Source organism: Oculatella sp. LEGE 06141 (assembly GCF_015207605.1).
Lineage (GTDB): Bacteria > Cyanobacteriota > Cyanobacteriia > Elainellales > Elainellaceae > Oculatella.
The window spans coordinates 23,701-46,419 of the sequence record NZ_JADEWO010000047.1; the positions used below are offsets into that span (position 1 = coordinate 23,701).

General features: G+C 51.2%; 20 protein-coding genes. 12 read left to right on the top strand and 8 right to left on the bottom strand.

The window, feature by feature from the left end; translation table 11 throughout:
• The first annotated feature begins 247 nt into the window (after positions 1-247).
• Both IQ268_RS24130 and IQ268_RS24135 read left to right on the top strand, forming a co-directional pair.
• Positions 248-1,846 carry an NAD(P)H-quinone oxidoreductase subunit N gene (locus tag IQ268_RS24130; RefSeq protein ID WP_193884547.1) on the top strand — a complete coding sequence of 533 codons (1,599 nt, stop codon included), beginning with the start codon at positions 248-250 and terminating at the stop codon, positions 1,844-1,846.
• Between the two features lie 222 nt (positions 1,847-2,068).
• On the top strand, positions 2,069-3,091 hold the full coding sequence (locus tag IQ268_RS24135; protein WP_193884549.1) for a YihY/virulence factor BrkB family protein: 1,023 nt from the start codon (positions 2,069-2,071) through the stop codon (positions 3,089-3,091).
• 32 nt (positions 3,092-3,123) lie between these two features.
• On the opposite strand, the gene IQ268_RS24140 is transcribed toward IQ268_RS24135, so the two are convergent.
• The 4 genes from IQ268_RS24140 to IQ268_RS24155 all read right to left on the bottom strand — a co-directional run bounded on the left by IQ268_RS24140 (position 3,124) and on the right by IQ268_RS24155 (position 8,345).
• A complete protein-coding gene (locus IQ268_RS24140) occupies positions 3,124-4,251 on the bottom strand; it encodes a DNA topoisomerase IB (protein WP_193884551.1) in 1,128 nt (375 codons plus the stop codon).
• A 471-nt stretch (positions 4,252-4,722) separates the two neighbouring features.
• Positions 4,723-6,369: an acetolactate synthase large subunit gene (locus IQ268_RS24145; protein ID WP_193884553.1), complete on the bottom strand. Its 1,647-nt coding sequence runs from the start codon at positions 6,367-6,369 to the stop codon at positions 4,723-4,725.
• A gap of 169 nt (positions 6,370-6,538) precedes the next feature.
• Positions 6,539-7,930, bottom strand: coding sequence for an NAD-dependent succinate-semialdehyde dehydrogenase (locus IQ268_RS24150; RefSeq protein WP_193884555.1), 1,392 nt, complete (start codon positions 7,928-7,930; stop codon positions 6,539-6,541).
• A gap of 277 nt (positions 7,931-8,207) precedes the next feature.
• Positions 8,208-8,345 carry a hypothetical protein gene (locus IQ268_RS24155; protein WP_193884557.1) on the bottom strand — a complete coding sequence of 46 codons (138 nt, stop codon included), beginning with the start codon at positions 8,343-8,345 and terminating at the stop codon, positions 8,208-8,210.
• Between the two features lie 320 nt (positions 8,346-8,665).
• Here IQ268_RS24155 and IQ268_RS24160 point away from each other — a divergent pair, with 320 nt between their 5' ends.
• The 3 genes from IQ268_RS24160 (at position 8,666) to IQ268_RS24170 (ending at position 11,166) form a co-directional block, all read left to right on the top strand.
• Complete coding sequence (locus tag IQ268_RS24160) at positions 8,666-8,920, top strand: hypothetical protein (RefSeq protein WP_193884559.1); 255 nt, start codon at positions 8,666-8,668, stop codon at positions 8,918-8,920.
• A gap of 359 nt (positions 8,921-9,279) precedes the next feature.
• Positions 9,280-10,689 (top strand): ammonium transporter, encoded by a 1,410-nt coding sequence (locus tag IQ268_RS24165; protein WP_193884561.1) that lies wholly within the window; start codon positions 9,280-9,282, stop codon positions 10,687-10,689.
• A gap of 42 nt (positions 10,690-10,731) precedes the next feature.
• The gene (locus tag IQ268_RS24170) at positions 10,732-11,166 is read left to right on the top strand and encodes a hypothetical protein (protein WP_193884563.1); all 435 of its coding nucleotides are present in this window, start codon (positions 10,732-10,734) and stop codon (positions 11,164-11,166) included.
• Between the two features lie 174 nt (positions 11,167-11,340).
• On the opposite strand, the gene IQ268_RS24175 is transcribed toward IQ268_RS24170, so the two are convergent.
• A complete protein-coding gene (locus IQ268_RS24175; RefSeq protein ID WP_193884565.1) occupies positions 11,341-11,841 on the bottom strand; it encodes an orange carotenoid protein N-terminal domain-containing protein in 501 nt (166 codons plus the stop codon).
• 530 nt (positions 11,842-12,371) lie between these two features.
• Between IQ268_RS24175 and IQ268_RS24180 the strand changes: the two genes are divergently transcribed.
• The 4 genes from IQ268_RS24180 (at position 12,372) to thrC (ending at position 17,432) form a co-directional block, all read left to right on the top strand.
• Positions 12,372-13,340 (top strand): aldo/keto reductase family protein, encoded by a 969-nt coding sequence (locus IQ268_RS24180; RefSeq protein ID WP_193884567.1) that lies wholly within the window; start codon positions 12,372-12,374, stop codon positions 13,338-13,340.
• Between the two features lie 61 nt (positions 13,341-13,401).
• Positions 13,402-15,738, top strand: coding sequence for a glycoside hydrolase family 31 protein (locus IQ268_RS24185; protein ID WP_193884569.1), 2,337 nt, complete (start codon positions 13,402-13,404; stop codon positions 15,736-15,738).
• Between the two features lie 215 nt (positions 15,739-15,953).
• Entirely contained in the window at positions 15,954-16,217 is a 264-nt protein-coding gene (locus IQ268_RS24190) for a DUF6737 family protein (RefSeq protein WP_193884571.1), read from the top strand.
• A 105-nt stretch (positions 16,218-16,322) separates the two neighbouring features.
• Positions 16,323-17,432, top strand: coding sequence for a threonine synthase (gene thrC, locus IQ268_RS24195; RefSeq protein WP_370584697.1), 1,110 nt, complete (start codon positions 16,323-16,325; stop codon positions 17,430-17,432).
• A gap of 213 nt (positions 17,433-17,645) precedes the next feature.
• Here the strand turns inward: thrC and IQ268_RS24200 are convergent, their stop codons facing one another.
• Both IQ268_RS24200 and IQ268_RS24205 read right to left on the bottom strand, forming a co-directional pair.
• Positions 17,646-18,155, bottom strand: coding sequence for a hypothetical protein (locus IQ268_RS24200; protein WP_193884575.1), 510 nt, complete (start codon positions 18,153-18,155; stop codon positions 17,646-17,648).
• Positions 18,156-18,188: 33 nt separating this feature from the next.
• Positions 18,189-19,673, bottom strand: a complete 1,485-nt coding sequence (locus IQ268_RS24205) for a site-2 protease family protein (protein ID WP_193884577.1) — start codon at positions 19,671-19,673, stop codon at positions 18,189-18,191.
• Between the two features lie 388 nt (positions 19,674-20,061).
• Here IQ268_RS24205 and IQ268_RS24210 point away from each other — a divergent pair, with 388 nt between their 5' ends.
• From IQ268_RS24210 to IQ268_RS24220, 3 genes are all read left to right on the top strand, one after another.
• Positions 20,062-20,787 carry an MBL fold metallo-hydrolase gene (locus IQ268_RS24210; protein ID WP_339383531.1) on the top strand — a complete coding sequence of 242 codons (726 nt, stop codon included), beginning with the start codon at positions 20,062-20,064 and terminating at the stop codon, positions 20,785-20,787.
• Between the two features lie 121 nt (positions 20,788-20,908).
• Positions 20,909-21,832 carry a DUF4349 domain-containing protein gene (locus IQ268_RS24215; protein WP_193884579.1) on the top strand — a complete coding sequence of 308 codons (924 nt, stop codon included), beginning with the start codon at positions 20,909-20,911 and terminating at the stop codon, positions 21,830-21,832.
• 56 nt (positions 21,833-21,888) lie between these two features.
• Positions 21,889-22,488, top strand: coding sequence for a DUF1802 family protein (locus IQ268_RS24220; RefSeq protein WP_193884581.1), 600 nt, complete (start codon positions 21,889-21,891; stop codon positions 22,486-22,488).
• Here the strand turns inward: IQ268_RS24220 and IQ268_RS24225 are convergent.
• Positions 22,472-22,624 carry a hypothetical protein gene (locus tag IQ268_RS24225; protein WP_193884583.1) on the bottom strand — a complete coding sequence of 51 codons (153 nt, stop codon included), beginning with the start codon at positions 22,622-22,624 and terminating at the stop codon, positions 22,472-22,474. The genes IQ268_RS24220 and IQ268_RS24225 overlap by 17 nt on opposite strands.
• Between the last annotated feature and the right edge of the window lie 95 nt (positions 22,625-22,719).

The window sequence follows — 22,719 nt, forward strand, 5'->3', positions numbered from 1 at the left end:
GTACCCAATCCATTCCACCTCTACTTATAACCCTCTACTTATAACTAATAACTAACATCAACCCAGATGCGGGGAAATACAAGCACAGATTTCAACTTCTCCAAGTGTTCAAGTAGATTCACACGGTATGATCTCCATATAGGATTCTTAACACTTATCGAAGGCGCACCTGGCAACCCAAGGTAGGTTATGCTGTCAAACTGAGCGGAATCCTTTTTGTTGGTACTACTCAACTTGCCAGAAATTTATGGACTTTGCCAACCTTGCAGCCCAGTTAAACGCTGGAACCATTATCCCAGAAGGAATTGTGCTAGCAGCCTTGCTGGTGATTCTTACGGGTGACTTAATCGTTGGACGATCCTCTTCCCGCTGGACACCCTATGTGGCGATCGCAGGTCTTGTAGCAGCGGTTGGATCGCTTTACTATCAGTGGGACACCACGAATCCAATTGGTTTTTTGGGTGAGTTCAACGGCGATGCCTTGAGCGTTGTCTTTCGAGGCATCATTGCAACATCGGCAGCGATTACCGTTCTCATGTCGGTTCGTTACGTCGAGCAATCGGGTACGGCTCTTGCAGAATTCCTGGTGATCTTGCTTACGGCAACCCTGGGGGGCATGTTCCTGTCGGGAGCCGACGAACTCGTTACCATCTTTGTGGCGTTAGAAACGCTCAGTATTTCGTCTTATTTGCTAACGGGTTACATGAAACGTGACCCGCGCTCCAATGAGGCAGCACTCAAGTATCTATTAATTGGGGCTGCAAGCTCCGCTATCTTTCTTTATGGTGTGTCTCTCCTGTACGGTCTGTCAGGTGGGGAAACCCGACTTAGCGTCATCACAGCAAACATCGCCAGCAGCACAGACGACCCGTCGCTTGGGTTGGTCATTGCGCTGGTGTTTGTGATTGCCGGGATTGCTTTCAAAATTGCGGCGGTGCCCTTTCACCAATGGACTCCAGATGTATATGAAGGCTCTCCAACTCCCGTGGTTGCTTTTCTATCAGTGGGTTCAAAAGCCGCTGGGTTTGCGTTAGCCATTCGCCTGCTGATTACAGCGTTTCCCTTAGTTTCCGAGCAGTGGCATTTTGTGTTGACGGCGCTAGCGCTGCTGAGCATGATTCTTGGCAACGTGGTGGCCTTGGCTCAAACCAGCATGAAGCGAATGCTGGCCTATTCGTCGATTGGTCAGGCAGGCTTCCTGATGATTGGATTGGTCATCGGCACTGAAGCCGGATACGCCAGCATGGTGTTTTATCTGTTGGTGTATCTGTTTATGAACCTGGGTGGGTTTGCCTGCATTATTCTGTTTAGCTTGCGAACTGGCACTGACGAAATCGCAGAGTACAGCGGCCTGTACCAAAAAGATCCGCTGCTTACGCTGTGTTTGAGTGTCTGCCTGCTATCTTTGGGCGGCATCCCGCCATTAGCTGGCTTTTTTGGCAAACTCTATCTGTTCTGGGCGGGTTGGCAGGCCGGGGCTTACTGGCTGGTGCTAATTGGCTTGGTGACGAGCGTTGTCTCAATTTACTACTACATCCGCGTCGTCAAGATGATGGTGGTGAAGGAACCGGATGAGATGTCCGAGTCGGTGATTAATTACCCCGAAATTAGCTGGAATTTGCTTGGAATGCGACCCTTGCAGGTTAGCCTGGTGCTAACACTGGTTGCCACATCGCTGGCTGGCATTCTCTCTAATCCCTTGTTTGCGCTGGCTAATGGCTCGGTAGCCCGCACGCCAATGCTACAGGCATCGTTGTTGAACTCAAAACAGCCAACAGCACTGGTTCAGCCCGCAGGTATTGGGGCAGAGGCTGCGGTGCTGGATGTCTCTGATGCGGGTTTCTAAGGTTTAGCCTTATTTCGATTTTGCATTTTATACCAACAAGGGCAAGGAGTCAGATTTCTGTCTGGCTCCTTTTTCGTTGCTAGGCCAGGAAATCTACAAGCTGGTAGATGCGCTGGTATAACAAAATGCATAGCTTTAAAGTTGTGCGATCGGTCGAAGCTGGAAGGTTAAGCCTGCTACCCGTTGCCGTCACCTAAACCTTACCCATGAGGAGATGCATCCGTGAGTCCGAAACAAATCTGGCGGTTGCTGAAAGAGACTGTTACGGAATGGAGTGAAGATAATGCATCGCGGTTAGCAGCGGCGTTGGCCTACTACACAGTATTTTCACTGGCACCATTGCTGATTATCGTGATTGCGGTGGCTGGCTTCTTTTTTGGCGAAGAAGCCGCTAGAGGTCAAATTGTAGGACAAATTCAAGGTCTGGTAGGACAAGACGGAGCCGAAATTATTCAAACGGCGATCGATAATGCCAATCAACCGGGAACCGGAACTGGGGCGATCGCCTCGCTGATCAGCATTGGTGTTCTACTTTTTGGAGCATCGGGCGTATTCGCCGAACTGCAAGACTCGCTTAACGCGATCTGGAATGTAAAGGCCAAACCCAAGAACGCCGTAGGTGGATTTGTCCGGAAGCGATTGCTGTCTTTCACAATGGTTCTAACCATCGGCTTTTTGCTGTTGGTGTCGCTGGTGGTCAGTGCCGCCCTAACGGCTCTCACCACTCTTATGAATGGCTTAATGCCGGGGTTTGATTTCCTTTGGCAGCTACTCAACTTTGTGATTTCGTTTGGGGTAATTGCTCTGCTGTTTGCTTTGATTTATAAGTACTTGCCCGATGTCAAGATTACCTGGAACGATGTGTTGATCGGTGCGAGTATGACAGCGCTGCTGTTTACGATCGGTAAATCGTTGATTGGGCTGTATTTAGGCAACAGCAGCTTTGGTTCGGCCTATGGTGCGGCAGGTTCGCTGGTGGTGGTTTTGGCCTGGGTGTATTATTCGGCGCAAATTCTGTTTTTTGGGGCTGAATTTACTCAGGTGTATGCCAGACACTATGGGTCGCAAATCGTGCCGGATGAACATGCCGTCTACGCCGATGACAGTACCGAGCAACCGCCAACGGGTGGCAGTGGGGATGTAGAGCCAGGCCGTTCGGGAAATAGGGGCGATCGCCGCACCTATCGCCGTCCAACGAACGTACAACGGTGGATGAAACACTCAAATCGGCATCGCAAGCCTTAACACCGCTTGATGCAGTAAATGACTGCTCTGGCTCAGGGGGTGTTCTTTTGTTTGTCGCGCACCAACTGTTCTTCCAAAACAGCCAGGACAGCGCGTTCTTCGGGTAGGAGATCGTGAGGCGAGGTTTGGTCGGTGTTCCACTGATGCCGCCTGGCCAGGGTTGGCAAGAGCCATCCTTCGGTGTAGGCATCAATAATGGTGGGATGAACGTAATATTTACGGCAGGTGGCGGGACGGTTGCCAAGTTTGCTGGCAACGATTTTAATGGCCTGGCTAACGTTGCGCGTTGCGGCTGTTTTAGAGGTGGCCTCGCCCATATCTTCCAGGGCCAAAGCCGCTTCTACGGTGCCTGCCCATGTTCGAAAGTCTTTAGCCGTAAAATCTTCTCCGGTGATGTCTCCCAAATAGTCATTTACATCACTGGAGTCGATCGCACAGCGTTTGCCGTCTTCGTCTAGATATTGAAATAGCTCGTAACCAGGCAGTTCCTGGCAGCGCTGGATGATTCTGGTGAGACGGCGATCGCTCAACTCAATATCATGTTCTACTCCACTCTTGCCCCGAAACTTGAACTTTACTTTGCTATTAGAAACCACAGTGACATGACGAGTTCGCATGGTCGTCAACCCAAACGAGCGGTTCTGCTCGGCGTATTCAGCATTACCAATGCGAATTCGTGTGGTTTCCAGTAACCGCACGACGGTTGCCAAAATTTTTTCGCGCGGCATCCCCTGTCGCTTCAAATCGTTGTCTGTGGCTTCGCGAATCTGCGGCAGCGCCAGCCCAAAGGTGATAATGCGGTTGAATTTGGTCTGGTCGCGCACCTTGCGCCAATCGAGATGATAGCGGTATTGTTTTCGCCCTTTCGCGTCGTAACCTGTGGCTTGAATGTGCCCGGTTGGAGACGGACAAATCCATACGTTCTCCCAGGCGGGTGGAATAGCTAGCGCTTTAATGCGATCGAGTTCAGCGCGATCGCGAATTCGTGTGCCGTCTGCATGGATGTAGCTAAACCCCCGACCCGACCGTTTGCGCCGAACGCCAACACTATCATCACAGACGTAATGCAATCCTGCCCGCTGAGCGGACTGCGCCGGATCGGTAATCAGGTTCAGCTTTACTTTGCGCCGAACAACTTTTCGTTCAACTCGTAGCTGCATTTTTACTAACGGCAGGATGAACTGAGTGGGGTCGAAAATTCCTGCTCTTATTAAAAAGCTATCGACTTGAAGCCTGGGTTTTATCCATATAAAGGCTCATTTACAGCAGTTCTCAATCGAGTCAGCCGCAGTCTCGCCAGGATGGTGTCGGGTGTAGGGTTTAAGGCGTGGTGAATGCAAATGAAAATGGCTGTAAGTGGGATCGGCTAAACCGTTCAATCCACAGGATTAAACTTTCTAAAATGATTTTTGTGGCACTAAAATTGCTGCGTCTATAGAAAAAGAGATGCCGGGAAACCTCTTTTCCTATGAGTAATGAAATACTCCATTTTAGAGGTCGTTTGAACCGTAGCACACGTGCTGCATTTGCCCTCAATCCCCCAATGCTGGGGGACTTTACAACAGATGAGCTAGTCGATCCGGTATGGCGATCGCGTTGCATTCAGCATGGTTAAAGCATCCTTTGAGGGGCTAAATGGCGCAACTCAAATCACCCGATCGCTTGCTAAAGCGCAGATTTTCCCGATAGTCTACCGGGCAGTCAATGACAACCGGGACATCAGCCTCTAGCGCTTCTTTAAGTGTGGGAATAAGGTCAGCACTCGATTCGATGCGATAGCCTTTTAAGCCCATACTTTCTGCGAGTTTAACGAAGTCTGGATTGCTGAAATGCACGAACGACGATGATCCAAATTGGTTGAGTTGCTTCCACTCAATCAGCCCATATCCACCGTCGTTGAAGATAATAGTGACAAATGGGGTACCAACTCGCAGAGCTGTTTCTAGCTCTTGGGAATTCATCATGAAGCCACCGTCCCCTGTAACGGCGACAACCTTGCGACTGGGAGCCACCAACTTAGCGGCGATCGCCCCTGGAATGGCAATGCCCATTGCCGCAAATCCATTAGAGATGATGCAAGTATTAGGACGCTCGCAGTGATAATGACGCGCCATCCACATCTTGTGGGCACCCACATCAGAAATGACAATGTCATCTGGCCCCATCACTTGACGCAAATCATAAACCAGCTTTTGCGGCTTAATCGGGAAGGCTTCGTCGTTGGCGTATTCTTCGTAGTCAGCCACAATCTCAGAGCGAAGCTCCACCGCATAGGGATCGGGCTTACTGGTGCGATCGGCTCGCTTCAAAATTTCATATAACGAATCAGAAATATCACCCACCACCTCGGCGTGTGGAATGTAGCTGCTGTCAATTTCGGCTGGCGTTTGCCCAATATGAATGATGGGAATAACACCGTCTGGATTCCACCGCTTCGGCGAATATTCAATCAAATCGTATCCAACCGCGATTACAAGGTCGGTGTTATCCAGACCGCAGTTGATATAGTCTCGTTGTTGCAGACCCACACACCACAAAGCCAGCGGATGCGTGTAAGGAATCACCCCTTTACCCATAAATGTATTGGCAACCGGGATGCGTAACTTGGTGGCAAAGATATTGAGCACTTCACTGGCATTGGCTCGAATCGCGCCATTCCCCACCAAGATCAGTGGATTTTTTGCCGCTGATATCGCAGAAGCTGCCCGCTCAATGCTCTGAAACGAGGCATACACTTTCTCACGAGCATCGATCGCCAGAGGCTTGCCCACCACTGGCATCGCCGCAATGTTTTCGGGCAGATCAATATGAACAGCACCCGGCTTCTCCGTCTGAGCAATCTTGAACGCTTTACGCACAATTTCCGGCGTATTGCTGGGACGCACAATCTGGGTGTTCCACTTGGTGACGGGTGAAAACATCGCCACCAGGTCTAAGTATTGGTGCGACTCAATGTGCATCCGATCGGTGCCGACTTGCCCGGTAATTGCCACCAGGGGAGCGCGATCGAGATTGGCATCTGCCACACCCGTCATCAAATTAGTGGCTCCTGGCCCCAACGTAGAGAGACACACTCCGGCTTTTCCCGTTAGGCGACCATAAACATCCGCCATGAAAGCCGCACCTTGCTCATGTCGGGTGGTGATAAAGCGGATCGACGACTCTTTCAAGGCTTCCAAAATTTGCAGATTCTCTTCACCGGGTAAGCCAAAGATATATTCAACGCCTTCATTTTCCAGACATCGCACTAACAATTCAGCCGTGTTTAATTCGCTCATGGGTCTTTTACCTTTTCGTGATTGAACTGTGTCTGACGCGATCAAGGTGTTGAGCCGTCGCGGCGAAGCGAGTTATACGCCCATTTCCCAAGCCGAGAGGACAGCCCCACTCCGCATGGGCTGTTTTCTCCGCATGAATCCAACCGTTCACACCCAACACCTGATTGATTTACTTCACCCAAACAGTTTTGATGTTGACGAATTCGTGAATACCTTCCACTCCAAGTTCTCGTCCATACCCAGAGTGCTTAGTGCCCCCAAAGGGCAGGCGTGGATCGGATTTGACCATGCCGTTGATGAAGACACACCCCGATTCGATCTCGTTAATCAGGCGATCGCGCTCTGTTTCATCGGTTGTCCAGGCGCTAGCGCCCAGGCCAAACGGAGTGCCGTTGGCTAACTGGATGGCGGCATCCAGGTCAGGTACCCGAAACAGCAACGCCACCGGGCCAAAGAACTCTTCCTGCACAATGGGCGAATCTAGAGAAAGCTCTGCCACGATCGTGGGTGGATAGAAATTTCCCTTTTGCAGCGACACAACCGACCGGGTTGGCACCGAATGTGAATCGCCCCCAATCAACACTTTTCCCCCCTGTTCAATGCAAGTTTGCACCTGATGCTCTAAATCGTCGAGAATGCCCCGCGTCGCCAGGGGGCCAATATCCGTTTCTGGGTCGAACGGATCGCCCAGTTTAAGCGATGCATATTTTTCCACCAGCTTTTGAGTAAACCGATCGGCAATCGACTCCTGCACAATAAACCGCTTAGCGGCAATGCAAGATTGACCGTTGTTAATCATTCGAGCCGTTACAGCCGTGGACACCGCTGCATCCAGGTCAGCACTTTCCATCACCACAAACGGATCACTGCCGCCCAATTCCAGGACGGTTTTCTTAATGTGTTTGCCAGCTAAACTGGCCAAACTCGCTCCAGCGGCTTCACTCCCGGTCAGCGTTGCCGCTTTAACTCGGTGATCGGCAATGATGGAGGCCACTTTATCGGCTCCCACCAAAAGCGTTTGGAAGGCTCCTCTGGGAAACCCGGCTCGTTGCAGAATGTCTTCGATCGCCAACGCACACTGGGGCACATTGGAGGCATGTTTTAAGATACCCATATTTCCCGCCATCAGGGCTGGAGCCGCAAACCGAAAGACTTGCCAGAAAGGAAAGTTCCACGGCATCACAGCCAGCACAATACCCAACGGCTGAAAGCGAATAAAGCTTTGAGAGGCATCCGTTTGAGCGGGAACATCTGCCAAAAACCGAGCGCCATTTTCAGCGTAATACTGACAGACTGAGGCACATTTCTCGACTTCAGCGATCGCGGCAGCAATTGGTTTTCCCATTTCCAGAGTCATCGTTTTGCCAAACTGCTCTCGCTCATCTAGCAAAATTTTGGCCGCCGCCTGGAGCCAGGTGGCTCGTTGTTCAAACGAGGTATGGCGATACTGCTCAAATGCTTGCTGTGCCAGGTCTAGTTTGAGCGCGATCGCCTCATCGGTCAGCGGTTCGAAGGTTTTGATTGTTTCCCCCGTCGCCGGATTAATTGTTGCGATAGCCATCGCTTTTTCTCCTGTTCAATTCAACCAGGGTAGCTACACAGGATTGGTCGATGTAGAACAACTACAGATTGTTTTTAGCTCCTGGCGATCGTATCCAGTTGTGCTGTTGTCCGTTGCGTAGACGAAGCGAGGAGCGGTTGAAGGCGTTCTACTGTGATCAACAGGGTGGGGCTAACTCTGTCAGCTACCTAGAGTCTCATAACTTCTAGTGTTTCAAGAATTCCTGGTTTCGACTGGGAACGTCTCATATTAGCTACAAATCTTTGAACTTGTAGATTTATGGCAATCGGGCAAGGTAATCGGTCAATAAGGAACCAGGGACGAGAACACCACGATTAGCGCTTTCAAGACGGGCAGACTGGCACCCACTGGCGACCAACACGATCGCTCTGGGGACATAAAAAGCTATAACCATCTGTACCTAGAGCCAGTTTTGCGAATCTCCAAACTGCTTCACGATAGAACTAAGAAGTTGCATGACTTCAGCCGCTACGGGTTGAACTGGCGCAAGACCGGGCTATAAGCACCCCCATCCACCAGAACCCCATAACGTTGGAACCCGTGAGTCAAGCATTTCATGAGTCAAGACATCCCGTAACGTGGGGCATCCTACGATCGATTGATGCTCATAAGTCATCGCTTATATCAAGTTTTTTGCAATTTCTGTATTAGAAGCTACTTTTTCTAGAGAAAGATTTAAACTAAAGAAGAGGTCGCACACACTAGGTTCCATTCATGAAAACACCAGAGACACCCACCAAGCCATTACTTGAACCCGGAGAAGTAATTTATGCACCGGGTTGGGACTATTGTTATCAGGTGGTATCAGGGCCGTTTTGTCGAATCAATTTTGTGCAATGGCAGGGCAGGTTGGCCTCTACTCCGTCCGATCCTCAACTTTATATCAGTTATTTGATTCGTGCCCTCGGCAGCAAAAACGTGTCGCGGGTGATTATTAAAAGCACCAACTTTCAGGCTGGCTTTCGCTAAATGGCGATCGCCCGCTGCGCTTGATTGAGTCAATAGCTTAAAACACCAACATTTCAGATCCACTACTATTGACCACTGAGCCATTGCTAACCGAGGGGCTTCAGCTTCAACCGGGCAATCAGGGCTAGATTCTCCATGCCGCCCATCTTCATCCGGTTTGCCGTTCCGCTCATCTCCACAGGGTCTTTTGGTACGGGTCAGTATTTAGGGCGATCGCTGAGTAGCTTCTCTAAATTTCGTAGTGGCAGCTACAAACTTGTCATAACAATAACGGCAGACTAATCCTCAAAGAATTCTTATCGTAGTTCGTTGCCGATCTCATCTAGAACTACCGCATCTCTTCGAGGAGCAAGTCACTAATGGTTCTTGACATAGTTTTGCTGGCACAAGTTGCCTATGAGGATTTACCAGAATCGACTCGGTTTTTAGAAACGTTTGTAGCAGAGTCCTACTACTACTGGGCTTCTGTTTTCATGCTGATCATCCATGTTGGTTTTCTGGCCTACGAAGGGGGGGCATCGCGAGCCAAAAATGTGTTGGCAACGATGTTAAAAAATCTGCTGACGTTATCAACCGTTGGTCTAGCGTTCTATTTCTTTGGTTGGTGGACCTATTGGGCATTTCCCCTATTCCCACTGAACGGCGGCATCATTGGCCCCTGGACGAGTGCCAGCAGTGGAGTAGATGAAACTCTATTGGGTTATGTTCAAGCCTCTTATCCCTGGTCGGAAGCAATGGGGCCGAACATGTCTGATAACCTGACTGGAGTATTTTGGTTTGCTTTCTCACTGTTCGCCATGACAACCGCCTCCATTTTGTCTGGAGCCGTGATCGAGCGCATCCGGCTGGGTTCTTACCTCATCCTGGCAACAATTTTGGGTGGATTTGTTTGGGTGGTCGCAGCGGCGTGGGGCTGGAACTATTGGGGTTGGTTTACCACTAACTTTGGCTACCACGATTTTGGCTGTTCTGCGGTGGTTCACGGTGTATCGGGATTCTTTGCTTTAGGAGTGCTGCTTAACCTTGGCCCCCGGATCGGCAAATACGATGCGAACGGCAATCCAAGAGCCATTTTGCCCCACAACCTGCCGCTAACAATGGTGGGCTTAATGCTGATCTTCGTTGGCTTTTATGCCTTCCTGGCAGCTTGCGTCATTATTAGCCCGGAATACACCCGCGAAACCACCATTTACGATACGCCCATGACTCTGGCATCGGTTGCCGTCAATACAACGTTGGCGCTCTGTGCAGGAATCATTGGGGCTTACATTGGTTCGAAAGCCGATCCGTTTTACACGATCTCCGGTGGGCTGGCTGGCATCATCTCAGTTGGGGCAGGGCTGGATCTGTATGCACCGCCGTTAGTGATCTTGATTGCCTTCATTGGGGCACTTACGATGCCCTGGGTCGGCATGTTCATTGAAAAGATTGGAATTGATGACGCAGTTGGAGCCTTTGCCGTACATGGCTATTGCGGTATGTTGGGCGCAATGACTGTTGGTGTAATGGCAACTGGCTATATCCAGGGTGAAACCTATCCAGCCATCAGCTTTTTTGGGCAGCTCCTTGGTACGTTTATCTGCACAGTGATATTAGGCTTCATTCCAGGCTACGGGTGCAGTTGGGTACTGAAGAAACTGAATGTGCTGCGAGTCTCTGAAATTGAAGAAATTGAAGGATTAGATCTGGGTGAATTTGGGGTTCAGGGCTATCCAGAGTACTCCATTGTTGTCGGTGAGGAAGCCCCCATTGGCACCGTTATTAAGTAATGATTGCCCTTTCTGCAATGCCAACCTTAAGGAGAGCAGACCATGACCAGTCCGTTTAGTAGCTATCAAGACTATTACGAGGCGGAAGGCCCTATTTATACCTTTGCAAACAATCCAGCCATCATTGGGATTCTGGTGTTTGTCTCTGCCTTGATGTTTATTTATTTCATCTATTTCACCTTTACCTTGAATAAAGGGCATTCGAGCGCCAAAAACCCTATCGTTCTCAGCCTGTTAATTCTGACCAGTGCGGCTTCGTTTGTGGCAGACTCAGTCTACTCGCACTATCAAAACCGCAACGAATCATCTCCAGTCAGCATGACCACAGAAGTACCAAAGTCCGCACCTACCCATCGCTTTCAGCCTCTGGCGCTGCTTGGCATGATGGGTGGGGGTGCAGTGGCCTCTCGCCGTACCAGACGTAAGGGCGATCGCCACAAAGTTCGCCGTACTGCGTCAGGTCGTCGTCGTTTGTAAGCCGCTACTGGATTCAATTACATGTTCATTAAAGAGAGGTATGGAAGTGCGATCTTCCCGTACCTCTCTTTTTCATCTTGCCCTTGAATTAAAAAACGAGTGTGGCATAAACCACACCCGCGAAAAACCCGATTACATTACTAGTGCTTCAAGGAGTTAGGAGACTGAAAACCCTTAAATTCCGGTCGATTCGTCGTGCGATTCGGTGGTTGGGTCAACGCCCATTGGTCCAACAACGTCACGGAATAGAGTAATTTGATTCTCGAATTCTAATCCTTTGATTTGCTCCAACAGATTGTTGGCTTGCTCATTCAATTCGTAGCCAGGCGGCATGGGGATAATCGTATTGCTATCCATGCCCTGAGCCAGACGATACCAGAACAGCAGCTTGGTTGTATCGCTTAGCGCGCCATATTCCCGTGTGATCATTGTGTTCTTGTTAGAAACGAGATCGCGCTGAACCTGGAGCTGTTCATCGTGCGACATCTCTTTCACCTGATTGAATAGACCTTCTGCAATCTCAGGTGAGACGGTGCTGGCTCCGGGTGCCGCTGGGGTAATAGAATCACCCATCTCCTTATATACAAACCAGAATAATGCTAGCTGCTGGTCAACATCAAGGCTACGAAACGCCTGTACCAATTCGCTAGAAGGATTAGAAGTGGTGTAAGTCATAAGTTGTTTTACGATGCTCTTTAATACTGAATACAAACTGCACAATACCAAACGCACAGCAGAGAGTTACCCCACTGAGGAGATAAATCGATCACCTGACCATAGACAGAGGCAGCCGTCATGATCCTCACCCACGCTGGTTAGAGGAAGTTGAAAGCAGCAATGACTTTGAATGACTGTTAAATGACTGAACGGCTAAACGAAGTTGTAGGTATGGCAGGTGGTACAACGATCTGCAAAGGTTCGTACGTCTACGTTTTGGACTGAGCCTCAAAGTTGCCTACAGCATTTTAGGCATTCCGAAAGATAGAGAGGCAGCCTACAGTTATTTGGTTGCTAGAAAGGCTGATGACCAGAGCTGATTGCTAAAGATTACTAGAAAGGAGACCTGGGACAAGCTGACAACCAATGATTCGATCCTCGTCATGCGTGAGGGGCGGTTGTGCGATCGCCCCCATTCTAGTGTTTACCGTCCAGTAGTGATCGATTGCTGAACTAATTACGAGAGTAACTGTTAAGAGAGGTGGGTTGTGGAATATCGGCAGTTAGGCAAACAGGGTGTTCGGGTTTCGGAAGTGTGCCTGGGATCATGGCTCACCTATGGAGGAGCCACGGAGGAAGATGTTGCCCGTCAGTGTATTGAGCGTGCCTACGATTTAGGTATCAATTTTTTTGATACTGCTAACGTCTATGCCCGAGGCGGAGCAGAAACGCTGGTGGGTAAGGTATTGAACCAATATCCTCGTGATTCCTATGTGCTGGCAACGAAGGTTTACTTTCCGATGGGCGATGGGCCAAACGATCGCGGCCTGTCTCGCAAGCATATTTTGGAACAGTGCGATGCCAGCTTAAAGCGGTTAGGAGTGGATTACATCGACCTGTATCAGGCGCATCGCTATGATACTAGCGTTCCTTTATCCGAAACCTTACTGGCGTTCGACCATCTGGTGCGGCAGGGCAAAATTCTTTACTATGGCGTTTCAGAATGGAGTGCGGCGCAAATTGCCCACGCAGCAGACATCACTCGTTTAGGTAACTTAGCCTCGATCGCTTCTAACCAACCGCAATACAATATGCTGGAGCGCAAAATCGAGTCTGAAATTTTGCCGCTGTGCCAGCGAGAAGGTATCGGTACCATCAACTTTTCACCCCTGGCTCAAGGACTGCTCACTGGGAAATACAAACCGGGGAAACCGTTGCCAGAAGGCTCTCGCGCCAGCGATCCACGTCAAAATGCCTTTCTCAGCGGTGTTTCCGATCAAGAGTTACTGGCTCGAATTCAAACGCTAATGCCGATCGCCCAACAAGAAGGCTTAAGTCTGTCTCAATTAGCGCTGGCCTGGTGTTTACGCCATCCTGGGTTGAGTAGCGTGATCATCGGCGCTTCTAAGCCATCCCAAATTGAGGAAAACGTGGTTGCTTCTGGCAGAAAGCTCTCTGCCGAAACGTTAGCGGCGATCGAGCAAGCCCTGGGAGCCAACGCAGACGGCGACTCCTAATCCCTACATCTATCTTTTGTTGCTACTTAGTGCTACTTAGAAGGACATACAACTCATGCCAATGCCAGAATTTTTCGGACAACAGCCAGCCGCCGAGCAATCCTGGTCAGGGGTTGAGCAGATCGTTTCTGTGGAACGAGTGGAGCGAGGCATTCTGTGCGACTGTGACGGCCCCCGGTTAAGCCTGAGCGTTCTGGCACCCAACTTAGTGCGAGTGCGGTTTGCACCAGCGGGTGAATTCATGCCACGCCGTTCATGGGCTGTAACGCCTGCTGATGAGGAATGGAATTCTGTTCCGTTCGATGTCAACGAAACAGACGACACCATTGTTTTAACCACTGAGCAGGTTCGCATTTGTATTCATCGTAACCCGTGTCGCATTGAATGTTTCGATCGCGCCGATCGCCCCTTTGCGGCCGATACAGGATTACATATGGGCTGGCATATGGGTGCGATCGCAGGCTGGAAACGCATTGAGGCAGATGAACACTTCTACGGCTTCGGTGAACCGACTGGCTTACTCGACAAACTAGCCGATCGCCAAACCTACTGGAACGTAGACAGTGTAGACTACACAGCGCTGACCAATGAAATGTACCAGACCATTCCCTTCTTCATGGCGTTACGGCCAGAAGTGGGGTATGGCCTGTTCTTTAACACCACCTTTCGTAGCCATTTTGACATCGGTGCCGACCAGCCAGACGCGTTGCGAATGGAAACCCAGGGTAGTGAGTTGGACTACTACATCATCTACGGCCCTGAACCTGCCCAAATCATTCACACCTATACTCAGCTAACGGGACGAATGCCAATGCCGCCCAGGTGGGCGCTGGGATATCAACAGTGCCGCTGGAGCTACGATTCTGAGCTGGAGGTGAGGATGCTGGCAGAGGAGTTCCGCAAGCGCCGCATTCCCTGTGATGTGATTCATCTCGATATTGATTACATGCGCGGCTATCGCGTCTTTACCTGGGCACCCAAACGGTTTCCCGAACCCAAAACGCTCTTAAAGGATTTATCTGAGGATGGTTTCAGGGTCGTTACGATCGTTGATCCGGGCGTTAAATATGAACCAGAAGCCGACTATGCTACCTACGACGAAGGGATTAAACACAACTATTTTGTGCGAAAGATCGATGGCAAGACCTTCTATGGCTATGTTTGGCCAGATAAAGCCGTCTTTCCAGATTTCATGCGTCCAGAGGTGCGGAAATGGTGGGGGCATTGCCACAAAACCCTGACCGATGTGGGCGTGGCTGGTATCTGGAATGACATGAATGAGCCGTCGATCGCCGATCGCCCCTTTGGAGACAATGGAGCAAAAATCACGTTTCCCCTGGATACACCAGAAGGTCCGTTTGATGAACGGGTGACCCACACCGAAACCCATAACCTGTACGGCATGATGATGGCGCGTGCCGCCAGGGAAGGGTTGGATCATCTACGCTCTAAGGAGCGATCGTTTGTATTAACGCGATCGGGCTATGCTGGCATTCAGCGCTGGTCTGCCGTTTGGACAGGAGACAACCACTCCCGCTGGGAATATCTGGAGATGTCTTTACCAATGCTCTGCAATCTGGGGCTATCGGGGGTTGCCTTTGTGGGTGCTGATATTGGCGGCTTTGCAGGCAATGCAACGGGAGAACTGTTTGCCCGTTGGATGCAGGCAGGAGTGCTTTATCCCATGATGCGTGCCCACTCCATGATGGAAACCGAGCGCCACGAACCCTGGGTATTTGGGGAAGAGGTTGAAGCAATCTGCCGTGAATACATTGAGCTGCGCTACCGATTGTTGCCTTACATCTATACCCTGTTCTGGGAAGCGGCTCAAACCGGAGCACCGATTATGCGACCGTTGCTGTATCACTACCCCAACGATTCAACCACCTATCAACTCTACGATCAGGTATTTTTAGGGCCATCATTAATGGCGGCTCCGGTTTATCGTCCGGGGGTCGAGAACCGGGTAGTCTATTTCCCAGAGGGCACCTGGTATGACTGGTGGAGCGGCGATCGCATCGAAGGCCCCACTCACAAAATCGTTCATGCACCGCTGGAGCAAATGCCGCTGTTTGCCAAAGCAGGGGCGGTTATTCCAATGGCACCCGTCATGCAGCATGTGGATGAGCGTCCATTAGACGAAGTGCGCGTGCGCGTTTGGCCGGGAACGGGCGAATTCACCATCTACGAAGATGATGGTCACAGCTTCGATTATCAGCAAGGTGCATGGGCGGCGACAACCTACCGTGTTTCTCAAGATGGCTCGCAAACGGTCGTGGAAATTAGCGAGCGGCAAGGCCAGTGGCAACCACCCCAACGCAAAATCATTGTAGAAGTGGTGGGCATCAATGAGCAGCGTTTTGCCGACGATGGTACCGCTCGTCGTCTGGTGTTCTAAGCTCGATATCCAATTTCTAGCTACCCCTTGTCACTGCTGTTACTGGTCGTTCTAGCGCTCTAGAATACGCCCCTGACGTATTCCAGAGTGCTGGTATCCTATGACGTTTGCACCGTTCTAGAGCCTGAGCGTGATCCAGGCCGGGTCAAGAATGACCTCGATTTCAGATGGACAAAGTCGAGCTAAGGTAGTAGGCAGGATTATCATCATCACCTATGACTTCTGAGCCAAAATCGTTGAGCGTCTGGGATTACAAGCCCTGGTGGTGTCAACCCTGGTCTATTGTGTTGACGGGCATCGTTTTAATTAGCGGTAGCTGGTTGGTGTTTCAGACCGTTTGGATTACGGTGCTGGTAGCGGTGCCGCTCCTGGTTTGGATGGGCTTCTTTCTGCTGCTCTATCCCAAACTGGTGCAGGATGAGCTAAATGCCTACGCCAATCGCCAAACTGCGATCGATCCAGGCGACGGAACTATGTAATTTCATTGCACCGGACTGATCCTGCCTTCGATCGCCGCAGCCATGCGAGCCGATCGGGGTAAACTGGGGATACTGACCCTGTCGTGAGGAGAACGGTTCACTACTGTGACTGCAAGTCTGTCTTCTGATTCCCCCGCTGCTATGGCAATGCCCAGTGGCAACCAATGGGCCGGGCTAATTGAAACGTATCGTCCCTATTTGCCAGTAACGGAACGCACGCCAGTCGTTACGCTACTGGAAGGCAACACGCCCCTGATTCCGGCTCCGGCGATCGCCGCTCACATTGGCCGGGGGGTGAAGGTTTGGATGAAATATGACGGACTCAACCCAACGGGCAGCTTCAAAGACCGGGGAATGACGATGGCGGTTTCCAAAGCCAAGGAAGCCGGAGCAGAAGTGGTCATTTGCGCCAGCACAGGCAATACCTCTGCCGCTGCTGCCGCCTACGCGCGCCGGGGTGGAATGCGAGCCTATGTCATCATCCCAGATGGTTATGTAGCGCTGGGTAAGCTGGCACAGGCGTTGCTCTACGGGGCAGAGGTGCTGGCTATCAAAGGCAATTTTGATCAGGCGTTAGATATTGTGCGAAACGTCGCCGAACACTATCCGGTAACGCTGGTAAACTCTGTCAATCCCTACCGTCTTGAGGGGCAAAAAACGGCAGCGTTTGAAGTAGTGGACACCCTCGGTACCGCTCCCGATTGGTTGTGTATTCCGGTGGGCAATGCGGGCAACATTACAGCCTACTGGATGGGATTTTGTGAATATCATCAGCATGGACGCTGCGATCGCCTGCCTCGAATGATGGGGTTTCAGGCAGCCGGAGCATCACCCCTAGTGACAGGCCATCCCGTATCCCATCCTGAAACCGTTGCAACTGCAATTCGCATTGGTAATCCGGCAAGTTGGGATAAAGCCGTTGCGGTAAGAGATGCCAGCCAGGGAGAATTTAACCCCGTCACCGATGAGGAGATTTTGGCGGCATATCGGCTGCTGGCCTCGGAAGAAGGCGTGTTTTGCGAACCAGCCAGCGCCGCATCGGTGGCCGGATTGCTGAAGGTCAAAGATCAAGTGCCGGCTGGGGCAACGGTGGTTTGTGTGCTAACCGGAAATGGACTGAAAGATCCCGACACGGCAATCAAGCATTGCCAAAACCAGTTCAAATCGGGCATTGAACCCACCCTGAAATCGGTGGCGCAAATGATGGGATTTTAGGCAACGACCAAGCAACGACTGCAATGGCGCGATCGATCACGTGCGAGAGCAGCAGAGACGCAATTGAGCGCGTCTCTGCTACCTTCTCTACTAAATAAATACAGCCATTTTTATTTGCATTCACCACACGCCAAACCCTACACCCCACACCATCCTGGCGAAACTGTGGCTGACTCGATTGAGAACTGCGGTAAGTGTGGTGATCTGGCTCCGTCAGGACTTCTTAGGCGGCGCGGTGCTGCCGCTGGCCGCTTTAGAGATGGCTGTGTTGGTTTGCTGACGCAGGTTTCGTTCGTGGGTTAGCATGTCCATCGTATCGCCTAGCGCAGTGGTCAACCCTTGCCGCGTTTGAGCATGGTTGGTTTGTTCGATCTTGAGTGCCTGGGTGAGGCGATCGCATTCCATCACCGTTTTAATCAGCCGCTCTTTTAGCTCTTCAACCGTTTGCACATGAGCCAGGTCTTGTTGAACCGCTGCCGACAGGTTCATGGAGTCGTCGTCATCTAACAACGGCGCTTGAAGCTGCTGAACGGTGGCTTTTAGCGCGTCAATCGTTTGTCTGGCTAAGTTGGCTTCAACCCGCCGCTGCTTGGCTTCAGTTTCATACAAATTGCGCCAGTTTGAAGCACTCGCATATGCTTCGTCTCGCTCTTGACGGGCTTCTGCTAGCTTTTGTTGCAGCGTCTTAATTTCGGTGAGCCACTGCCTAACATCATTAGTCATGGTCGAGGTTCCTATGCAGCCATGTTGCAGAGTTTAGAACAAAACCTGAGTAATGGCTTGGGGTGCTGGCAAAATTATTATTACCAGTAAACTGAGAGCCACTAATCCCCAAAAGTCGCGCTGGTTATCCAACTCGCTGACATCATTTAAAGCAGGTTCATCAACGACGGGAATAAAGAACAACAGAATTGCCCATAGTAACAGTTCTCGTTGCACAAACGACAGAGCTAACACCAACAAACGAGCCACCTGACCAATCACCGCTCCAATTCGCTGACCGAACATGGCATGAACGATATGCCCACCGTCCAGTTGGCCAACGGGCATCAGGTTGAGTGCGGTTACCACCAACCCCAAACAGCCTGCGATCGCCACCGGGTGCAGTTGCAGGGCGCTGTTTGCGGTGAGCTGATTGCCCAAAGCCAGACGGCTCAGCACCGCAATCAGCAGCGATGACGATGGCCGAAACGATTCAAAGTTTAAAATACTTGACTCTTCAGTAAGGGCAGTGGTCGTTGAGTTAGCCAACCCCCAAATCAGCAGCGGTACTGTAATCACAAACCCGGCCAGTGGCCCAGCAATGCCTACGTCAAACAGGGCTTTGCGGCTGGGAACGGGCGATCGCATTTGAATAAATGCCCCAAACGTGCCAAACGGGAAGATAGCCGCTGGCGGCACGGGAATGAAGTAAGGAAAGGTGGTGCGAATATGATACCGCTGAGCCGCCAGGTAATGAGCCAACTCATGCACACCCAGAATGGCCATTAGCGCCAGTGCATAGGGCAAACCCGTCAGCAACAGGGAGGGATCGGCCTGTAAATCGTCATCGGAAATGCCCGTGAAGACAATTCCAGCCAGGGTCGTCGTCAAGATTGTAGCCACCAGCAGTCCCAGAGCGATTCCAGGACGAGCTAGCTTTTCGGTATTGGGCTTTGCCGTCTGCGCCTGTGGATTAGGGACTAGCGCAAAAAACGGCTTCCCGTTTAACCCTTCCTGAAACACCACCAGGAAGCGATCGCGAAAGCGAGACTCAATATTTTCCTGGATGGTTTTATAGGCAACCTCCGGAGACGTTCTAAGCTGCCCCCGACAAATGAGTGCCTGAGGGCGATATTCAATATTTTGCAGGTAATAAATTGACCAGGGGAAGCAATTTTGTAGCGCTGCTTCCTCTTCCTTATCAATGGGTCGTAGAGTGGGTCGCTTGTCTTGCATCGGAGAAGGTGTAGCGATTCCTGGCTCCTTAGACTGCTGTTCGGCGGGCAGTTCAGACTTCTCGGGACGACCCCACTGAATTAAGAACCAATAAATGACCGGACACACGATAAAGGGCGCAATCAGCAGCGGCAACGGCGGCGGCGCGTTTTCACCATTCACCAAAATCCAGGCTGTCCAGATAAAGGCAGGCATCATCATGACAAGCCACAAAATCCAGACCGGAGTTCGGGTAATGCTAGCTACGCTCCGCTGCACAATCAGATATGTAAAGATTCCTAACAGGAGTAACCAGAAAATCATGCGTTGGATCTCAAACAATCAGTGAACCCGGTCTCAAATGAATTTGATGATAGGCTGATCTCCAGGATACCGCTTTCAAGAAGTCCTCAGAATTTACCGAATCTAAAGCTTTTGCTTCAGGTGGGCGCATCGTGCAGCACTAACACTGTAGCCTGGTATACCCATGGCTTTATGTTGCAACCCATCGCGTCTTAGTTCCTGAACTTGAGCAATCCTAACAAACTTCGCTTCCCCTCTTCATCTCAGCATCATGGGCTACTGACATAGGGAATTGGTTTGACTGCTTAACGCCAAACGTCATCCAACCATTTGCGTCTTTGTACGGCTTTCGTTAGGGTCGTAATAGCCTTGTCACAAGGCAGGTTTGAATTTCTTCTTTGAAAGTCCTGTGCAACCTGATTCTACGCTTCCATCTGTCTCGTTCTCGCCTGATTCCCCTGAAAGTCCGCGCTCCTCGGCCACGAAGCAACCGCGCCCGGTGTTTGATACGGTGTTTGCCTTCGCTCCCAACCGAGACACGATGGGAGGAACCGCCTATTTCATTTTAGAAAATTCAGGCCATATTCTGGTGGATTGCCCTGCCTGGGATGATACCACTCAACGCTTTTTGCATGAGCAGGGTGGTGTTCGCTGGCTGTTTTTGACTCATCGTGGGGCGATCGCCCACGCCAAAGCGATTCAGCAAGCGTTTGATTGTGAGGTCGTGATTCAGGAACAGGAAGCGTACCTGTTGCCAGAGGTGAAGGTCACACCGTTTCACCGCGAGTTGCAAGTTAGCCCGCACACCGAAGCGGTTTGGACCTCAGGACATACGCCGGGTTCCGCTTGCTTATATCACGATCGCCACGGCGGGATTCTGTTTTCGGGTCGTCATTTGTTACCGAATCAGCAAGGGCACCCAACCCCGTTACGCATCGCTAAAACCTTCCATTGGCGCAGACAGCTTCAAAGCGTCCAGCAATTGCTCGATCGGTACGATGCAGAGCAGCTTCAGTCCATTTGCCCTGGCGCAAATACAGGATTCTTGCGGGGGCAACGCCGGATCGATCGCGCCTATGAACAGTTGCAGACGCTAGACTTGACGGCTCTGCTCGACGCTAAGCCCCTGCTGTAGGCGATCGCGCTGCATTTACCCACATGTGGTTCGTTACGCAAAATGTAACTGTCTCAATTGCAACATCAAAGCTGGTCATACTAGCAGCATCTTCATCAAACGTTGCTGCAAGGTTGCTGCTATGAGCCGTTTTACCTGTTTTCAGTTCAAACCTGCTGTTTTGGCGAGTGTCCTGCTGGCGGGAGTGGTGGTGGGATGCGCCACGCCAAATGCCCCAACTTCGTCTGAGGTTGATGGAACCGTACCATCTGCTCCGGCGGCTGGAAATTATGCCGATACCACGGCTGAAAGTGCCCGACAGGATACTGCATCCGTTGCTGATATGCCCAAAAGGCAGCCGCAGTTGGTTAAATCGGCAGAACTGGGAGTCACAGTCGATTCAGTGAAAGCGAGCCTTGACAGGGTGACGGCGATCGCCCAACAGCAACAGGGAGACATTTTAAGCCTGTACGACCAAATTCCCACCCGCTACAACGCACACCATACGGCTCAGGTACAGCTTCGAGTCCCGCAGGCTAAATTAGACGCCAGTCTGGATGCCCTGAGCAGCCTGGGAACGGTGCAGCGTCAAACCTTAACGACCGAAGACGTTTCCAATCAACTGGTAGATTATCAAGCTCGATTACGAAACCTGCGTAAAACCGAGGAGATGCTGCTCGAAATTATGAACCGCTCTGGCAGCGTTGGCGATGTGCTGAACGTGGCGCAAGAGCTGAGCAACGTCCGCAGTTCCATTGAACAAATTGACGCTCAGTTGAACAATTTGCAAAACCGCGTTGCATTTTCCACTATTAGTTTAATTTTGCAAGAGGCGATCGCGGCACCACCGCCCCAACGCGCGACAGATACCCAATTGCAAGGCACCTGGAAAAGCGCCACCCGCTCTCTTGGCAAAGTCACGGTTGATTTGCTTCAGCTTGGAATTTGGCTAATGGTGTATAGCCCTTATTGGTTGCTGCTGGCGATCGCCGCCTTCCTGTTGATTAAACTCAAACGCCAGTCTCGACCGAGAGTGAATCCTGAACCTCCGATCGCCAATCAGTGAGCCGTTAGGACTCTTAGAATTGGAGTTATAGACCCACACGCGTAGAGGGCGGCTTAATGGATGACCGATTGACCCCGGCTTTGAAGGAATGGGCGATCGCCGTGTCCGCCCTGACCCAGGGTGATACCATTCTCCTGCTGCGAAAAGGCGGCATTCGAGAGCAGGGAGGCCGATTTAGCGTCGCCCAACATCGCGTTTGGCTATACCCCACCTACGAACATCAAAAGCCGCATCTGCTCAAGCCAGCCTATGCCGATCGCGTTCAACCCGTCGCTTCCGGTTGGCATCCGTCCACGGTTGCTATTCCGGCATGGGCAGAGATTACCCACGTTTTTCAATTCGGTGAGGCGGCGACAGTCTCGGCGCTGCTGCCCTTTCACATCTGGAACGAGCAGTTTGCCACAGAACGGCTGAAGTGGAAACCCCGGCAACCGCTTTACGCCTTGCTGCTGCGAGTGCATCGGCTCCACACCACTCATACCCTTTCTTACCGGGAAGAGTATGGAGGGTGCAAGTCGTGGATTGACCTCCAGGAGCCGTTATCAACAGCGGCTAGCGTTCCCGTATGGTCGGATGACGAATATGCGCGTCAGGTAGACCAAATCGGCAAGATCATCAGCCAGCACCCGCCAACCGTTTCTACAGTCCTGCCATAACCATATGGACTGACATGGAATCAGCCTCAGTAAACTGGCGATCGCTGAGATAGAGATCGGCCAGGTAGAGCAGTGGTTTGGAGTGGCAGGATGACGGAATAGGGCGATCGCTGGAGGAAACGGAGCGATCGTGCAAGATGCTGCTGTATTTCTACTGATACCAGGACTCATCGGGATTAATGCTGCAAATTGGAACATTTTTATACCTTTTCAGGTCAGTCTAAGTCTAGG

What these genes read in the sequence shown, in the direction of transcription:
- IQ268_RS24130 (WP_193884547.1), top strand. Translation starts at nt 248, where the DNA reads ATGGACTTTGCCAACCTTGCAGCCCAGTTAAACGCTGGAACCATTATC.
- IQ268_RS24140 (WP_193884551.1), bottom strand. Translation starts at nt 4,251, where the DNA reads ATGCAGCTACGAGTTGAACGAAAAGTTGTTCGGCGCAAAGTAAAGCTG.
- IQ268_RS24145 (WP_193884553.1), bottom strand. Translation starts at nt 6,369, where the DNA reads ATGAGCGAATTAAACACGGCTGAATTGTTAGTGCGATGTCTGGAAAAT.
- IQ268_RS24150 (WP_193884555.1), bottom strand. Translation starts at nt 7,930, where the DNA reads ATGGCTATCGCAACAATTAATCCGGCGACGGGGGAAACAATCAAAACC.
- IQ268_RS24155 (WP_193884557.1), bottom strand. Translation starts at nt 8,345, where the DNA reads ATGGTTATAGCTTTTTATGTCCCCAGAGCGATCGTGTTGGTCGCCAGT.
- IQ268_RS24160 (WP_193884559.1), top strand. Translation starts at nt 8,666, where the DNA reads ATGAAAACACCAGAGACACCCACCAAGCCATTACTTGAACCCGGAGAA.
- IQ268_RS24165 (WP_193884561.1), top strand. Translation starts at nt 9,280, where the DNA reads ATGGTTCTTGACATAGTTTTGCTGGCACAAGTTGCCTATGAGGATTTA.
- IQ268_RS24170 (WP_193884563.1), top strand. Translation starts at nt 10,732, where the DNA reads ATGACCAGTCCGTTTAGTAGCTATCAAGACTATTACGAGGCGGAAGGC.
- IQ268_RS24175 (WP_193884565.1), bottom strand. Translation starts at nt 11,841, where the DNA reads ATGACTTACACCACTTCTAATCCTTCTAGCGAATTGGTACAGGCGTTT.
- IQ268_RS24185 (WP_193884569.1), top strand. Translation starts at nt 13,402, where the DNA reads ATGCCAGAATTTTTCGGACAACAGCCAGCCGCCGAGCAATCCTGGTCA.
- IQ268_RS24190 (WP_193884571.1), top strand. Translation starts at nt 15,954, where the DNA reads ATGACTTCTGAGCCAAAATCGTTGAGCGTCTGGGATTACAAGCCCTGG.
- IQ268_RS24200 (WP_193884575.1), bottom strand. Translation starts at nt 18,155, where the DNA reads ATGACTAATGATGTTAGGCAGTGGCTCACCGAAATTAAGACGCTGCAA.
- IQ268_RS24205 (WP_193884577.1), bottom strand. Translation starts at nt 19,673, where the DNA reads ATGATTTTCTGGTTACTCCTGTTAGGAATCTTTACATATCTGATTGTG.
- IQ268_RS24215 (WP_193884579.1), top strand. Translation starts at nt 20,909, where the DNA reads ATGAGCCGTTTTACCTGTTTTCAGTTCAAACCTGCTGTTTTGGCGAGT.
- IQ268_RS24220 (WP_193884581.1), top strand. Translation starts at nt 21,889, where the DNA reads ATGGATGACCGATTGACCCCGGCTTTGAAGGAATGGGCGATCGCCGTG.